The organism is Leptolyngbya sp. Cla-17, assembly GCF_016807185.1.
In the GTDB taxonomy this organism is placed as follows: Bacteria; Cyanobacteriota; Cyanobacteriia; order Leptolyngbyales; family Leptolyngbyaceae; genus ULC077BIN1.
Window position 1 is genome coordinate 1,856,278 of the sequence record NZ_JAEVYN010000001.1, and the last position, 14,782, is coordinate 1,871,059.

The window sequence follows — 14,782 nt, forward strand, 5'->3', positions numbered from 1 at the left end:
AGTATGTCTCCGCAAGTATTTCCAGAAAATTTGGCTGGGGCGCAAAACGACTTGGACAATAATAGCCAACGCATTTGGGGTGATAGGGCGAAGAATCTAGAACTGGCAATCACCGTCTATGAGAATGTGCAGGTTTATACCCGCTAGGCAAAATCTCGACCAAAAGGCAAGAGTGCCAGGATCATGAGTTTGAAGTGTTGCTTGGCGAAGGGTAATCCAACAATGGTTACGGCAAGAATGATGCCCCAAATTAAATGAGATAGAGCAATGCCCCAACCAAACAGCACAATCCAAATTACGTTGAAAATTGTTGTCAAAAGGTCATCTGCGTATGGTTTTGCAATGATTTCCTTGCCAAATGGGGTAAAGGTGGCAATCCCTAAATTAATGGCTTTGATGCCAAAAGGGATGCCGATGATAGTGGTGCAAATTCCTAATCCGCCAATAATGTAGCCGATGCCACTCATCAATCCACCGAAAATTAGCCAGATAATGTTCCCGATTAAGCTCATGCTAAATTTCCCAGAGACACGGCATTTTTCCAACGCATGCGATCGCTATTAGCAAGACCATCACTTTTCAGAATCGCGCTTACCTCAACACTATAAACTGCATAAATCGTAGCTCACTATAGAACGGTCAAATAGCCATACCCTATGTCACGATGAGTTATAGAACATGCAACCAGATAAACATGGCAAATCATTCAGCCAATGAAGTAGTGAAATCTAAGCAAGCCAAAACAGCATCAGTAAAAACTTTGCAGCAAAATGAACCAGAAAAATATGCCCATTTGAGAGCAGAAGCGGCTGCACCTTATCGAGGATTGCGGAGATTTTTTTATGCGTCCTGTGCGGCGTCTGGCGCGATCGGTGGATTTATTTTTGTGATTCAACTGCTTGCAGGCCGAGGGATGGAAAACACTGGGTTGAACCTTGCGGTGCAGGTTGGCGTGGTAGCACTGATGATTTGGTTTTGGCGGTTGGAAAATCGAGCAGAACAAAAAGAGGCATCAAATCGTGAAAAATAGCTTACCGTTTTGAGCGATCGCGGCAAGTCACTCAAATTCTTGTCATCTATTTTCTTTTAATAGTTCGGACAGTTTTTGGAGATAAACCAAGTTGTTAGGCGACTTGAACGATTACAACTTCTGAAAAGTCTTTGGCAAATTGGTCAACTGGCTTCTCAAAAATCAATGTATAAAGATCTCCAAAAGGAAACTGAGAAAGCAGCAGATTTTTTAGAAAAAGCAGCTAAAGAAAACGCTGAATTTTCTGCTTCTCGTTGGGCGCTTCAAACAAACATTTAGTTCATCATTGGGTAGATCGCATTGATGCTTGTAAAACGCTCAGCACTCAATCGCCCCGCCTAAACTGCAAATTTAACCATAGGGCAGGTGAAGCGCCACCATAAAGCATTCAACAGCAATGGATCGACTGGTCAGTTGAAGCAACTATTGCCAGACGGTATGATTGGCGCATACGGTTCTGCTGAATACCATGACAAACGAGCCGAAACGAGCTAGAAACCGACGCAAACCTACTGCATCCCCTGACAACGCACCGCCTGTCTACTTTTTGTCATTGGAAGTAGAACGAGTCCTCTGCTTTAAAGATCAGCAAGTTCTTGATCTCTCAGATGGCAACGGCAATCCAGCCCAGTGGACAGTAATTTTAGGCGACAACGGAGTTGGTAAAACAACATTACTGCGTTGCTTAGCTGGGATGGAGATGGTAAAAATGCGTTTCTTTGAGGAGGAGGAATTTGACTCAAAGTACAGTGATTTTGTACCGCTTCTTTCTATTCCGTATAGTTTCCCAAACATAGCAACATGGCAAGAACTAGAGGAACTTGAATCTGCTCCTGGTGCAGTTTATGCCATTCTTGCTGGAAATGCGACTCTTTTGTCTTTTAAGCAGTCAAAGAAATTAAAACTTCAAGGACATGGGATTTATGTAGAAATAGCTTCTCACTGTACTTTTTCTAGAGAAGAATTTTCTGGAGAAGAATTAGAAGGAATGATTTGTTATGGATATGGAGCAACCAGAAAAATGGAAGAAATATCCCTGAGTGAAAGTTTAGCCCTAGAAAACTCAGCAAGCTTATTCTCAGAAAAAGCCTCATTAATTAATGCAGAAGAGTGGCTATTACAAACTGATTATGCGGCTCGATCTGCTGCTGGAAAAACACGCGATCGCTTGCAAAAACAACTCAATCAAATCATCGAAATTCTCAAACGTATTTTGCCAGATATTGAAGATATTCGGATTGCACCCCCCGATGAAGAGATTCCACGTCCACGAGCAGAATTTTTGACTCCTTATGGTTGGGTGCGATTGTCTAGTTTAGGATTGGGCTATCGAACGGCGATCGCCTGGATGGTAGACTTAGCCGTGCGATTATTCCGACGTTATCCCAACAGTGAAGATCCACTGGCTGAACCTGCGATCGTGTTAGTGGATGAGATTGATTTACATCTCCATCCCAAATGGCAGCGCAATATTATGAGCTTTTTAACGGAGCGATTTCCCAACACGCAGTTTATTGTGACGGCTCACAGTCCGCTCGTGGTGCAAGCGGCAAAGGATGCCAATATTGTGTTGCTCAGACGAGAAGGCGATCGCGTGGTGATTGATAATGATCCTGAGATTGTTGACAACTGGCGGGTTGATCAAGTGCTGACCAGTGTTTTTGAAATGCCTACAGCTAGACCTGCTAGTTTGGAGCCGTTGCTCACTCGCAGACAAGAAATCTTATCTAACGCTCGTCTTTCCAAAGCAGACGAAGCAGAACTTCAGGAGCTAGAAACACAAATTGGCTCTCTCCCAACCGCAGAAACCCCTGACGACATCAAAGCGATGGATATCATTCGTCGTGCCGCTCAATTGTTAGAAAACTCTTGAATGGGGTAGCGTGTGATCCGCATTCAAAAATCAGCTATACCGCCCGAAAAACTTGCTCAGGATGGAAAAAGGAAACGGCGATCGCATTGCAGCAGTTATTCACGTAATCCAGCGGTTTACCAATTAGGTGAAAGAATATTCTCTTTTGATAGCACCATTTACGCTCACAAAAGTGTTAAGCAAGCATTGATCAAAGCCCAACATGGAAAATGTTGTTTTTGTGAAAGATTAATTGGCACTGACGGAGATGTGGAACATTTTCGTCCTAAGCAAGCCTACAAACAAGCAAGCGGTGAACCTTTACAGCGACCGGGTTATTATTGGCTTGCCTACGAATGGGATAATCTCTATCTTGCATGTCCTGGGTGCAATCAGAGGCATAAACAAAATCTATTTCCACTTCAAAATCCTACTGACCGTGCAATCGATCATCGTCACAGTATAGATTTCGAACAGTTTCTATTTATTGATCCAGGCAAAGAAAAACCTGAAAAATTTATTGGCTTTCGGGGCGAAATCGCCTATGCAATTGAAGGAAACCTGAAAGGAAAAGTAACGATTGATTCTCTAAAGCTGAATCAGAGATCGCTTCCCGAAGCAAGACTTCAACGATTGCAACTTCTAAAAAGTCTTTGGCAAATTGTTCAACTGGCTTCTCAAAAACCGATGGATAAAGACCTTCAAAAGGAAGCAGAGAAAGCAGCAGATTTGTTAGAAAAAGCAACCAAAGAAGATGCTGAATTTTCTGCTGCTTCTTATTGGGCGCTTCAAACAAACTTTCAGTTCATCATTGGATAAATGATAAATATTTTCACAATGCTTGATTCCCAAACCAGACCGCAAATTTCGCCGTAGGATGGGTGAGGCGCAGCCACATCGCATCAAAGAAGCATGGATCTACAGGTTTTAGTTCAAGGCAAAGGCTTTCCCATCTTGTGCCTGCATGGACATCCCGGCACAGGCAACAGTATGTCAGTGTTTACCCAACACCTATCCCAACGCTACAAAACGATCGCCCCTGATCTGCGCGGCTACGGCAACAGTCAAACCACTGCTGATTTTGCCATGACCGATCATCTTGCCGATTTAGATGCGCTATTGGATAACCTGCAAGTTGAAAAGTACCTGGTTTTAGGCTGGTCGCTAGGCGGCATTCTGGCGTTGGAATTGGCACTGCGATCGCCCGATCGCGTTAGTGGTCTAATTCTTGTTGCCTCAGCGGCGCGACCTTGGGGTGATCATCCTCCGATCACCTGGCAAGATAACCTGTACACCGGGATCGCAGGCATCGTCAATTGGCTACAGCCCGGTCGCCAGTGGAATATCGACACCTTTGGACAGCGATCGCTGTTCCGTTACCTGGTGCAAACCCACACGCCTGCCACCTATGAGTATCTTGCACAAGCAGCCGTGCCAGCCTACCTTCGCACCTCACAACGGGCAACCCGCGCTTTGTCTACCGCCATTCGGCAAGGGTACAATCGCTTGCCTGATTTGCCGCAGATTCAATGCCCTAGCTTAGTCTTAGCTGGAGCGTGCGATCGCCATATTACCGCTGCCGCCAGCCAGGAAACTGCACGGCAACTTACCAACTCAGAATGGCAGTGTTATCCCAACACGGCGCACCTCTTCCCCTGGGAAATTCCAGATCAGGTTTTGGCAGATATTGATGACTGGTTAAAACGCTATTCGCAGGGGTGAATGAAAATTGCGAAGCGCAGAGTGCGGGGTACGATAGGCGATTGCGATATCAAAAATCGAAGTAGATGTAGGGGAGTGCACCTTGGGGGGCAAGCAGCCACACGGCAAAGAGGCAAACTGGCACTAGCATGAGTTTGACGTTCCAGTTAAGTTGCAGCTTGAGGGCGCGATCGCCGAAGTAAGCGATCGCCATCAGCACAACGATGGCTGCTAAAAGCAGAGAAATTTGCAGCGGCTGTAGTCCGATTGCTTCCACATAAACCTTTTGGGTAAATTGAGCATCGGCAGCATGACCCCCCAATCGCTGGATCACAACCCAAGATTCTTTCAGGTTTGGCAGACGGAAGAAAATCCAGCAAACCGCGACCATCGCTTGAGTCAGCAGCCACGCGAATAGGATGCCGTAAGGTTGCCGCCAAAATTGTTTTAACCAGCTCATTCGGTTTGACAGCGAATCTGTGAGCCGATGAACGACCAAGCCAATCCCGTGCAGCAAACCCCAGACCACAAATCCCCAGGCGGCACCATGCCAAATCCCGGCGATCGCCATCACAATGATTAAGTTTAAGCAGGTGCGAAACAACCCTTGACGAGAGCCGCCCAAAGGAAAGTAGAGATAGTTTCGCAGCCAATCGCCTAAGGTCATGTGCCAGCGTCGCCAAAACTCCGCAATGCTGGTCGTCAAATAGGGGAAGTCGAAGTTCTGCGGAAGGTTGAAGCCGAGCAGCACCGCAGAACCCCGCGCCATATCCACATAGCCACTAAAGTCGAGGTAAAGCTGTAAGCCGTAGGCGATAGTTGCCAGCCACAAATCGCCGCTACCAGCACGCTGCAAATTTTGAAAACTGAGATCGACTAAAACGCCGATGTTATCTGCTAATAAGCCTTTTTTGACGGCACCACAGGCAATCAGCCATAACCCTTCAGCAATGCGATCAAGAGTCGGACGAGTCTGCTGCATTTGCCCCGTCATGATGTGGTAACGGGTGATAGGACCAGACAGCAACTTGGCAAAAAATAGCTTGTAGGCAGAAAACTTCAGCCATTCTTGAGCAGCAGGCGCACCACGATAGACATCTACCAGGTAAGCAATGCACTCAAAGCAAAAAAAGCTGATGCCGATGGGTGCCATCAGGTTGCTACTCGTCCACTGAGCGACCTCTTTTGCCGCTGTCCAGCCAAATACCTCTGCCAACGTATTGAGCGTGAAGGGAATGTATTTGAAGCCAAACAGCAGCAACACATTTAGCCCAATGCCTAACCATAGGAGTTTGAGCCGCTTGCGATTCCAATCTTGCTGAGTGAACTGCCAGTTGTCGCTACGCCAATCGGGTGGAGCCGAAAGCACCTGCCCCAAGCGAAAGTTGATCCAGGTTCCTGCCAAGAGCAGAGGAATGTATTGCACCTGAAATGAGGCATAGAAAATTAGACTAGCAACCAGCAATACCCAGAGCCGCGATCGCGGTTGATCTAGCAGCCAGTAGATCACAACCAGGCTTAGCAAGAATAAAACGTAGGGAAAAGAGATAAAAGTCATGGGCGATCGCAACGATTTCAACGACCCGCCAAATCAAAGGCGCGATCGCACGCATTATAGTGAACCTCTGCCGATTGAGCGAATTATTTTATAAAGTTCTGCTCCTTATTCCCTTCGACCTGCGGTAACGCGTTCCCAGATTTTCAGGTCTGCGGGATAGTCCACATCCGACAATATGGGCAGTAGCGCAACGGACAGGTTGAGTTCCGCCGCGATCGCGACGGTTCGTTCTAAGACACTATCCGTACTCCATTCAATATTCATAAACAGTTGAGGGATGAAGCGCCGTAGCCCAATCAAGTAGTAGCCACCGTCGCTAGCGGGTCCCAAAACAAGATCATGGTGCTGAAGTTGACAAAAGGCTCGCTCTAACAAAGTCGCATTCAAATCGGGACAATCGGTGCCAATGATGAGGGTCCGGTCAACGCCAGAATTAAATGCAGACTGAAACGATCGCGCCATACGATCGCCCAAATCGCCCTCACCCTGTACGGTATACATCAAGTCAGTGCCCAGCCAGCGCTGCATCAAAACCCGATTTCCACCTGCAAATCGCACCTCCACGCACGCTGGATGCTGAAACTGAAAAATCTGCGCTTGCTGTAACGTGTGGTCTACCATCTGACGGTGTAGCGCTGCGGCTCCCTCGGCTCCTAATGCAGGAATGAGTCGGGTTTTGGCTTTGCCAGCTTCAGGATAGCGGGTGAAGATAATCAGGCGATTAATGGATGTCATGATGCTTTTTTGCCTTAGTCTGACTCAAATTTAGAATTTCCGCTGCCTTCACGCGGGGCGTGTCAACATAGGAACATAATCTTTATAAAATTTCCATGAGCGGAGAGTTAAATACAACGGGGCGGTATTTAAGAGTGCCAATGGAGAGGCGAGTTGCAGCATTTGCGATCGATTTTGGCGCAGCGGCTCTGCCAAGTTTGCTTTTGGGAAGCAGCCTCTACATTCCGGTATTTATTATTTTGTGGGCGGTTTTGCGGGTGTTTTTGGTCGTCCAAAACCGGGGGCAAAGCTTAGGGCGCTGGGCGATGGATATGAAGCTGGTTAATCCTCGATTTCGAGTGATTCCAGGATTAGTAGACTTAGGTAAGCGGGAGGCGCTAACGGGTTTTGGCAGTTTACTCGTCTTAATTGGGCTTGCCAGTCTCAGCCCAACCAATGGGTTCCTGCTGGTAGCCCCAATTCCTCTGCTCGTTGATTGCAGCTTTGCTTTTACGGATACCAATAATCGGCAGGCTTTTCACGATCGCCTTGCCCGCACAATTATTGTCCAAAGCGGTCGTGGCTACTCTCTAGATATTAAAATTAAGCAAATATTTGCCGAAGCTAAGCGTCGTGTGAAATAATGGACATTCGTGTCGAATTTTGTCTCAATCGCTGAGTTGTTAGGATTATGGCTAAGGGTAAGGACGTACGGATCATTATTACGCTGGAATGTACCGAGTGTCGCACTAATCCGGATAAGCGTTCTCCGGGCGTATCTCGTTACACCACTAAGAAAAACCGCCGCAACACCACGGCACGGTTGGAGCTGAAGAAATTTTGCCCTCACTGCAATCGGCACACGGCACACAAAGAAATTAAGTAGCAGAGAGGTCTGTTGATTGGGCGATCGCCCATCAACACCACACCCAAATACTACTTCTGTCCAAGTTGACCATTAATACTTCCATTAACTATTTGCACTCATGACCTATCTTCGCCGCCGCGTTTCTCCCATCAAGCCTGAAGACCCCATCGATTATAAAGATGTGGATCTATTGCGCAAATTCATCACGGAACGGGGCAAGATTTTGCCCCGCCGCATTACTGGATTAACCGCTAAACAACAGCGTAATCTGACTGAAGCTATCAAGCGAGCACGGATTGTAGCGCTGCTACCCTTCATTAACGCAGAAGGTTAAGGCTTTCGCTCAAGTCAAATTGTCGCTGTTTCTTGAAAGCAGCGCGATCGCTGTATATTCAGCTCATGTTGGACTGTGCAGGTTTTTGTCTTTTTAAGGCTCAAACCTTAACGGTCATTTTTTCTGGCTATCCTTTTCCTTTATAGATAAATGATGGGGTTGGGCATTATTACTTCCTTCAAATTGCTTTTTAACTGATGGAGAAGGGAACCCTTATAGAATTTCGGGTCAACAGCGATCGCCGTCTCGCTGTGATAGAGCGTCCAGAAGGGAAGAAACACTGGATTGCGATCGATGAGTTTGCCCAATCCCATACGCTTCATCCTCGCCAAGTTGAGTATCAAGTCACTGGGGAAACCTACAGATCGTCTAATATTCCAGGTTTTTTGAAGCAGGTTGAGCCTTATTTAGACTTATCTAATTTAGAAGTTGCCTGGGAACTGCTGATTGAAGATCGGGAAACTATCGATCCGGCGGGCATGGCGCTGCTGTTATTTTCTGAGCAAACTCCATTGCTTTGCTATGCCGCCTATTGGCTATTGTCGGAAGATAAGCTGTATTTCAAATTGAAGGGCGATCGCTACGAGCCGCGTTCCAAGCCTCAGGTGGCAGAATTGAAGCACCAAATAGAGATGGAGGAACAGCGCCAGCAGGAACTACAAGGGTATTTTATACGATTGCAGCAAGCGCTTGAGCATCAATCGGTGGAATGGCAGAGCAGCGATCGCCTGCGTTTAGAATCGTTGGAACGCTATGCCACTTTAGGAGACGAAGCCACTCAGCGCACCTCTGCTCTTGAAACCTTGATACACTTGAAGCGATCAGAGAGTCCACAAGCAGCCTTTCAACTCCTAGTGGATTTGGAAGTATGGAATCCCCACGAGAATCTATTTCTGCGCCGCAGTCAAGTTCCGATTCAATTTCCGCAAAAGGTTCTGGAAGTGGCGCACCATCGACTAAGTTCTCCTCCAGATGATACCCACCGCGATCGCCTCGATTTGACCCATCTCAAGGTCTACACCATTGATGACGAAAGCACCCAGGAAATTGACGATGGGCTGAGTTTAGAATACTTATCCGAAGGAAAACAACGGCTGTGGATTCACATTGCCGATCCAACTCGCTGGCTCATTCCTGGGGATGAACTGGATCTAGAAGCCCGTCGCCGCAGCACCACGGTGTATTTGCCCACGGGCATGATCCCCATGTTTCCGTCAGAATTGGCAACCGGACCGATGAGCTTAGTGCAAGGGCAGGTGTGCAACGCGCTCAGCTTTGGAGTGGTCCTAGACGAACAGGGCGCAATTCAGGATTACAGCATTCATCCCAGCCAGATTAAAACGACCTATCGCCTCACCTACGAAGACGTCGATGAAATGCTGGAATTAGGCGGAGTTCAGGAAGAGTCGGAGCTAGAGGAGATCGCGGCTTGGGCAAAGCAGCGGCAAACATGGCGACAGTCTCAAGGGGCAATCAGCATTCACATGCCAGAATCCTCGATTAAGGTCAGAGAAGGTGAAGTCATTATTCACGTCCTGCAAGACTCGATCGCACGGCAGTTGGTTGCTGAAATGATGATTTTGGCAGGAGAAACTGCTGCCCGGTATGGTCAAACTCACAGCTTGCCCATCCCCTTTCGGCATCAACCCCAGCCTGAATTGCCCCCTGAGCAAGAGTTAATGCAGCTCCCCGCAGGTCCCGTGCGCTTCTGCGCCATTCGCCGCTGTATGCCCCGCAGTGAAATGAGCATTACCCCCGCTCGTCACGCCAGTTTAGGACTTGAAACCTACACCCAAGTCACCTCCCCCATTCGTCGCTACACTGATCTGCTCACCCATTTTCAGTTAAAAGCTCATTTGCGTGGCGAGCCGCTGCCTTTTTCAGCAGAACAGGTGCAAGAACTGACCATGACCCTGAGCAGCACGGTGCAGGAAGCGGTTTCTGTAGAGCGGCAAACGAATCGCTACTGGGGATTAGAATTTTTGCGGCGATCGCCCGATGAAGTGTGGCACGCCCTGATGCTGCGTTGGCTAAGGGAACACGAAAATTTAGGTCTAGTACTGCTGGAAGATTTAGGACTAGAAATGGCGATGCGGTTTACGCGCTCGATTGAACCCGGCGATCATCTGCAACTCCGCGTTAGCCATGTCGATCCTCGTCATGACACCATCAACTTTGAGGAAGTGCTGATGTGAGTCAACCAATCAGCGAATTGGAATACGCAGCCCAACTTGAGCAGGCGATTGCAGTGTTACGACAGGACTTGCCAACACTGTTTGCTCAAAACATTTCCTATGACATTTATAGTCAGGATATTTTCTTTCGAGATCCGGTCAATACATTTAAGGGTAAGTTTAACTATCGAATTGTTTTCTGGACACTCCGCTTTCACGGACGGCTGTTCTTCACAGAATTATATTTCGATGTTCATCAAGTTTACCCAACCAGTGAAAATACCATTCGGGCGGACTGGACAGTCAGGGGAACACTACGCCTGCCCTGGAAGCCCAAGCTACTATTCAACGGCTACTCTGTTTACACCTTGAACGCCGAAGCACTGATTTACCAACATATTGATACCTGGGATCGCCCTCCGGGTGAAATTTTGGCTCAGTTTTGGCAAAAGGGCTAATTTTATACAGGATGAAAATAAAACGCAGCCCCTAAGATTGCGTAAGTTGCCAGCAGCAGCATTCCTTCCAGCCAGTTGGAGCGACCATCCAGGCTGATCAAGTTGGCAGTAATCACCGCGATCGCGATCGCCACCACCTCAAACAAGTTGAAATTGAGATCCATTGGCTGCCCAATCACCTGCCCCACAATTACCAGCAGCGGTGCCACCAGCAGCGCTACCAGGAGACTGGAACCCATTGCCACGGAAACCGACAAATCCATATTGTTTTTCAAGGCACACCGCACAGCAGTCACATATTCGGCGGCACCGCCCACCAATGGCAGCAAGATCACCCCGGTAAACAAAGGGGTCAATCCTAATCCTGCGGTTGCTTCTTCCACAGCACCCACAAAAATTTCTGAGACGAACGCAACCCCAATCGTGGCAACTAACAAAACGCCCATCCACAGCCAGAGATTCGGTTTTTCGTGTCCGCCTTCTCCATGATCCGCTTCGGTACTTTCTCCTTCCAGCTCCACTACTCCCACTTCATAGAGATAGCTGTGGGTTTTTAGAGAAAATAGCAGCGTAAAAGCATAGACTGCAATCATTACCGCCGCCACAAACATAGATAGTCCAGTAATAGAACTGGGTTCCACCACGTTTGAGGTAGAAATCACCATCGCAGGCAAAACGATCGCAATTACCGCCAACGTCATCGTGGAACCATTCATCCGGGCTACAACGGGCTTAAACTCCTGCTCTTTATAGCGCAATCCTCCCAAAAACATGGATAGCCCCATTACCAGCAGCAGGTTGCTGACGATCGTTCCGGTAATGCTGGCTTTCACAATATCTACCAAGCCCGCTCTGAGGGCAACCAGAGCAATAATTAATTCTGTTGCGTTGCCAAAGACAGCGTTTAATAGCCCCCCAATGGTCGGACCGAGCGTCACCGCCAACTCTTCGGTGGCAGTGCTGAGCCAAATTGCCAAGGGCACGATCGCCACAGCTGACAACCCAAATACCAGCAGGGCATCCCATTCCAGCTTTTCAGCCGCGATCGCAATTGGGATAAAAATTAGTAAACCGAGGGAAATTAGATTTTTTACAGACATAGGAGTAAAGATTAGGGGGCAGCGGGCAGGAACTAGAGTGAATTCTGCAAAACAAAGCGATCGCCCATTAGAGATAGCGATCGCTGAATCGAGAAGTCAAAGCTGAAATTACAGCTTCACATCAGGCTGAACTGGATCTACTGTGGCGGTTCTTTCAAACGCGGGTTTCTGAATGCCCACCAACACAGATTGCAGCATCGGCGTTTTTGCCACCGATTGAGTCGCCAAAGTAAACAAAGGATTTGCCAAAATTCCTGCAAGGGAAGTTCCCACAAAGGTCAACACTAATCCAACTTGCAATGGGCGCATACCGGGGATATTCCAGCGAATTTCAGGATAGTTCTTGACGGAGTCAGACATTTCTTGCGGCTCTTTCACCACCATCGCCTTGACTACGCGAATATAGTAGTAAATCGAAACGACACTGGTAACTAACCCTAAAATGACCAGTCCGTAAGCTCCTGCTTGCCAGCCAGCCCAAAACAGATAGATTTTCCCAAAAAAGCCCACCAATGGCGGAATGCCGCCCAAAGACAAGAGGCAAATGCTGAGGGAAAGCGTTAACAGGGGGTCTTTCTGATACAACCCACCATATTCGCTGATCTGATCGGTGCCTGTCCGCAAGGAAAACAAAATTACGCCGATAAATGCGCCTAAGTTCATAAACAGATACGCCATCAGGTAAAAAACCATGCTGGCATAACCGTCTTCAGTGCCAACGACCAGCCCAATCATGACAAACCCTGCCTGACCGATGGAAGAGTAGGCAAGCAGTCGCTTCATGCTGGTTTGCGCTAGCGCAACCACATTTCCCAAAATCATACTCAGCACTGCCAAAGTTGTCAGCACGAATTGCCATTGGTCAGTCAGCAGCGGAAAGGCAGTCACCAGTAAGCGAATCGCGAGGGCAAATCCGGCAGTTTTCGAGCCAACTGAGAGGAACGCCACTACGGGAGTAGGGGAGCCTTCATAGACATCGGGCGTCCATTGGTGAAAGGGCACGGCAGCAATTTTGAAGGCAATTCCGGCAATCACAAATACTAAGGCAATCACCATGCCAATCGACTCACCTAATCCTGCGGCTGCAACTTGCGTCGCGATCGCGCTCAAATTGGTTTCCCCACCCGACAATCCGTATAGCAACGAACTGCCGTAAAGAAAAATTGCAGTGCTAGATGCGCCAATCAATAAGTACTTCAGCGCAGCTTCATTGGACCGTGGATCGCGTTTTGTATAACCAGTGAGTAAATAAGACGAGATACTCAAGGTTTCTAAAGAGACGAAAATCATCACCAATTCATTTGCTCCAGAAAGGAACATGCCGCCTAATGTTGCCGTAAGCAGAATGGTGATGAATTCTGCTAGAGCCGTTCCCGATTGAGCCACATATCGAACAGACATCAAAATTGTGACGGCTGAGGACAGGGCAATAATGCCCCGAAAAACCACGCTTAGGGCATCGCCATTAAAGCTACCCAAGAACGAAATGGGGTTAGTAATATCCCACTGCAAGTACAGGGCACCAACAGCAGACAGCAATCCAGCGATCGCCAGATAGGGAGTCCATTGAGAGGAAGCGGTTCGCCCCACAATCAAATCGCCAACAATCACCACCAATAAGGTGATGATGACAATTAACTCAGGGAGAATCACTCCGGTATTCAGTTGAGCAGCGAGACTAGCAAAATCCATGGGGCGTTGTCCGAGTTAAGGCTTTACAAATGAATGCTTTACAAATATGACTTACTTTAACAGGCTAATAAAATTCAGAGTTCATCCGGCATTTGTGACTTACAGTGGATTTTACCCTGTCAGGTTCTCAGTGGATTGTTTATCCAGTTTCGGTTTACTCATCGCTTCCATTCATCACGCTCTATAGATAACCCTTTTATTACTTATTACAAAATACAAAATAGCTGAAAAAACTTGATGATTTGCGATCGCGCTTTTGACAATGCTCCTGAAAGCATTACTATCAGGGAATGCTACTGGCTAAAAACACCCGTTAGATATCTTGAAAAGCAACAACTATCCATGGTAGTCACTCATTATTAACTGTAAGTGAAGGGAAAGAAGCGCTAACCTGTATGGTTATAAGCCTTTGCCTCATTCATTGGAGTGTACTACTCTCCTGATTCCATTGATTAAAAAGCCCATGTCAACCCTGGTTATTGTTGAATCTCCAACCAAAGCTCGAACCATTCGCAACTACTTGCCTGCTGGCTATCGTGTAGAGGCATCAATGGGGCACGTGCGCGATCTTCCCCAGTCTGCAAGCGAAATTCCCGCTAGCGTTAAAGGGGAAAAATGGGCGCAGTTGGGTGTGAATGTAGAGTCTAACTTTGAGCCACTGTACGTCGTTCCTCAAGACAAGAAGAAAATTGTGAAGGAACTCAAAGACGCACTTAAAAATGTGGACGAGTTAATTCTGGCAACAGACGAAGACCGAGAGGGAGAAAGCATTAGCTGGCATTTGTTGCAGTTGCTCCAGCCTAAAGTGCCGATCAAGCGCATGGTGTTTCATGAAATTACCCAAGAGGCAATTCAGGAAGCAATTCAAAATTGCCGCGAAGTGGATGAACGGCTGGTGAGAGCGCAGGAAACCCGTCGCATTTTAGATCGATTGGTGGGCTACACATTGTCGCCGTTGCTATGGAAAAAAATTGCCTTTGGGCTGTCGGCAGGGCGAGTGCAATCTGTGGCCGTGCGGCTGCTGGTGCGGCGAGAGCGTCAGCGCAGAGCCTTTCGTAAAGGAGCCTATTGGGATTTAAAGGCAACGCTAGAAGCGAACGGTGCAACGCCAGCGGCAAAAGGATCGTTTGAAGCGCGACTTGTTAATTTAAACGGAGTCAAAGTTGCCACAGGCAGCGATTTTGATGAAGCAACCGGGCAAATTATTCAGGGTCGCACGGTCGTACTGCTGAATCAGACTGAGGCAACCTCCCTGTTGGAGCGGATTCGCGATCGCCCCTGGACGGTGACTAATTTAGAAG

The 14,782-nt window shown here is 47.7% G+C and carries 17 protein-coding genes; 12 read left to right on the top strand and 5 right to left on the bottom strand.

The features are described 5' to 3' along the window. The first annotated feature begins 3 nt into the window (after window positions 1-3). Complete coding sequence (locus tag JOY44_RS08345; RefSeq protein ID WP_171573146.1) at window positions 4-147, top strand: hypothetical protein; 144 nt, start codon at window positions 4-6, stop codon at window positions 145-147. Here JOY44_RS08345 and JOY44_RS08350 read toward each other — a convergent pair. After that, window positions 144-512 (bottom strand): YccF domain-containing protein, encoded by a 369-nt coding sequence (locus tag JOY44_RS08350; RefSeq protein ID WP_171573147.1) that lies wholly within the window; start codon window positions 510-512, stop codon window positions 144-146. The genes JOY44_RS08345 and JOY44_RS08350 overlap by 4 nt on opposite strands. A 182-nt stretch (window positions 513-694) precedes the next feature. Here JOY44_RS08350 and JOY44_RS08355 point away from each other — a divergent pair, with 182 nt between their 5' ends. The 5 genes from JOY44_RS08355 to JOY44_RS08375 all read left to right on the top strand — a co-directional run bounded on the left by JOY44_RS08355 (window position 695) and on the right by JOY44_RS08375 (window position 4,604). Further along, window positions 695-1,030, top strand: coding sequence for a DUF3493 domain-containing protein (locus tag JOY44_RS08355; RefSeq protein WP_171573148.1), 336 nt, complete (start codon window positions 695-697; stop codon window positions 1,028-1,030). 75 nt (window positions 1,031-1,105) lie between these two features. After that, entirely contained in the window at window positions 1,106-1,309 is a 204-nt protein-coding gene (locus tag JOY44_RS08360) for a hypothetical protein (RefSeq protein WP_171573149.1), read from the top strand. Between the two features lie 190 nt (window positions 1,310-1,499). Continuing rightward, a complete protein-coding gene (locus JOY44_RS08365; protein WP_171573150.1) occupies window positions 1,500-2,903 on the top strand; it encodes an AAA family ATPase in 1,404 nt (467 codons plus the stop codon). Between the two features lie 12 nt (window positions 2,904-2,915). After that, window positions 2,916-3,701 (top strand): hypothetical protein, encoded by a 786-nt coding sequence (locus JOY44_RS08370; protein ID WP_171573151.1) that lies wholly within the window; start codon window positions 2,916-2,918, stop codon window positions 3,699-3,701. 93 nt (window positions 3,702-3,794) lie between these two features. Next, on the top strand, window positions 3,795-4,604 hold the full coding sequence (locus JOY44_RS08375; protein ID WP_171573152.1) for an alpha/beta fold hydrolase: 810 nt from the start codon (window positions 3,795-3,797) through the stop codon (window positions 4,602-4,604). Between the two features lie 49 nt (window positions 4,605-4,653). Here JOY44_RS08375 and JOY44_RS08380 read toward each other — a convergent pair whose 3' ends face one another. Continuing rightward, the gene (locus tag JOY44_RS08380) at window positions 4,654-6,141 is read right to left on the bottom strand and encodes an MBOAT family O-acyltransferase (RefSeq protein WP_171573153.1); all 1,488 of its coding nucleotides are present in this window, start codon (window positions 6,139-6,141) and stop codon (window positions 4,654-4,656) included. 105 nt (window positions 6,142-6,246) lie between these two features. Beyond that, complete coding sequence (locus JOY44_RS08385; RefSeq protein WP_171573154.1) at window positions 6,247-6,876, bottom strand: TIGR04282 family arsenosugar biosynthesis glycosyltransferase; 630 nt, start codon at window positions 6,874-6,876, stop codon at window positions 6,247-6,249. Between the two features lie 95 nt (window positions 6,877-6,971). Here JOY44_RS08385 and JOY44_RS08390 point away from each other — a divergent pair, with 95 nt between their 5' ends. The 5 genes from JOY44_RS08390 (at window position 6,972) to JOY44_RS08410 (ending at window position 10,689) form a co-directional block, all read left to right on the top strand. Continuing rightward, window positions 6,972-7,499, top strand: a complete 528-nt coding sequence (locus JOY44_RS08390; RefSeq protein ID WP_171573155.1) for an RDD family protein — start codon at window positions 6,972-6,974, stop codon at window positions 7,497-7,499. Window positions 7,500-7,546: 47 nt separating this feature from the next. Next, window positions 7,547-7,741, top strand: a complete 195-nt coding sequence (gene rpmG, locus JOY44_RS08395) for a 50S ribosomal protein L33 (protein ID WP_171573156.1) — start codon at window positions 7,547-7,549, stop codon at window positions 7,739-7,741. 100 nt (window positions 7,742-7,841) lie between these two features. Then, complete coding sequence (gene rpsR / locus JOY44_RS08400; protein ID WP_171573157.1) at window positions 7,842-8,057, top strand: 30S ribosomal protein S18; 216 nt, start codon at window positions 7,842-7,844, stop codon at window positions 8,055-8,057. A 197-nt stretch (window positions 8,058-8,254) separates the two neighbouring features. After that, window positions 8,255-10,252: a ribonuclease catalytic domain-containing protein gene (locus tag JOY44_RS08405; RefSeq protein WP_171573158.1), complete on the top strand. Its 1,998-nt coding sequence runs from the start codon at window positions 8,255-8,257 to the stop codon at window positions 10,250-10,252. Next, window positions 10,249-10,689, top strand: coding sequence for a DUF2358 domain-containing protein (locus tag JOY44_RS08410; RefSeq protein ID WP_197985067.1), 441 nt, complete (start codon window positions 10,249-10,251; stop codon window positions 10,687-10,689). The genes JOY44_RS08405 and JOY44_RS08410 overlap by 4 nt, the downstream gene beginning before the upstream one ends. A gap of 2 nt (window positions 10,690-10,691) precedes the next feature. Here the strand turns inward: JOY44_RS08410 and cax are convergent, their stop codons facing one another. Next, window positions 10,692-11,789 carry a calcium/proton exchanger gene (cax, locus tag JOY44_RS08415; protein ID WP_171573159.1) on the bottom strand — a complete coding sequence of 366 codons (1,098 nt, stop codon included), beginning with the start codon at window positions 11,787-11,789 and terminating at the stop codon, window positions 10,692-10,694. 108 nt (window positions 11,790-11,897) lie between these two features. After that, entirely contained in the window at window positions 11,898-13,481 is a 1,584-nt protein-coding gene (locus tag JOY44_RS08420; protein WP_171573160.1) for an NAD(P)H-quinone oxidoreductase subunit N, read from the bottom strand. A 463-nt stretch (window positions 13,482-13,944) separates the two neighbouring features. Here JOY44_RS08420 and JOY44_RS08425 point away from each other — a divergent pair. Further along, window positions 13,945-14,782 (top strand): toprim domain-containing protein (locus JOY44_RS08425; protein WP_171573161.1); only part of this gene is annotated, 838 nt, incomplete at its 3' end.

Bases quoted from the DNA above. Each gene is read 5' to 3' on its own strand.
- JOY44_RS08345 (WP_171573146.1), top strand. From the start codon at position 4: ATGTCTCCGCAAGTATTTCCAGAAAATTTGGCTGGGGCGCAAAACGAC.
- JOY44_RS08350 (WP_171573147.1), bottom strand. From the start codon at position 512: ATGAGCTTAATCGGGAACATTATCTGGCTAATTTTCGGTGGATTGATG.
- JOY44_RS08355 (WP_171573148.1), top strand. From the start codon at position 695: ATGGCAAATCATTCAGCCAATGAAGTAGTGAAATCTAAGCAAGCCAAA.
- JOY44_RS08365 (WP_171573150.1), top strand. From the start codon at position 1,500: ATGACAAACGAGCCGAAACGAGCTAGAAACCGACGCAAACCTACTGCA.
- JOY44_RS08375 (WP_171573152.1), top strand. From the start codon at position 3,795: ATGGATCTACAGGTTTTAGTTCAAGGCAAAGGCTTTCCCATCTTGTGC.
- JOY44_RS08380 (WP_171573153.1), bottom strand. From the start codon at position 6,141: ATGACTTTTATCTCTTTTCCCTACGTTTTATTCTTGCTAAGCCTGGTT.
- JOY44_RS08385 (WP_171573154.1), bottom strand. From the start codon at position 6,876: ATGACATCCATTAATCGCCTGATTATCTTCACCCGCTATCCTGAAGCT.
- JOY44_RS08390 (WP_171573155.1), top strand. From the start codon at position 6,972: ATGAGCGGAGAGTTAAATACAACGGGGCGGTATTTAAGAGTGCCAATG.
- rpmG (WP_171573156.1), top strand. From the start codon at position 7,547: ATGGCTAAGGGTAAGGACGTACGGATCATTATTACGCTGGAATGTACC.
- rpsR (WP_171573157.1), top strand. From the start codon at position 7,842: ATGACCTATCTTCGCCGCCGCGTTTCTCCCATCAAGCCTGAAGACCCC.
- JOY44_RS08405 (WP_171573158.1), top strand. From the start codon at position 8,255: ATGGAGAAGGGAACCCTTATAGAATTTCGGGTCAACAGCGATCGCCGT.
- cax (WP_171573159.1), bottom strand. From the start codon at position 11,789: ATGTCTGTAAAAAATCTAATTTCCCTCGGTTTACTAATTTTTATCCCA.
- JOY44_RS08420 (WP_171573160.1), bottom strand. From the start codon at position 13,481: ATGGATTTTGCTAGTCTCGCTGCTCAACTGAATACCGGAGTGATTCTC.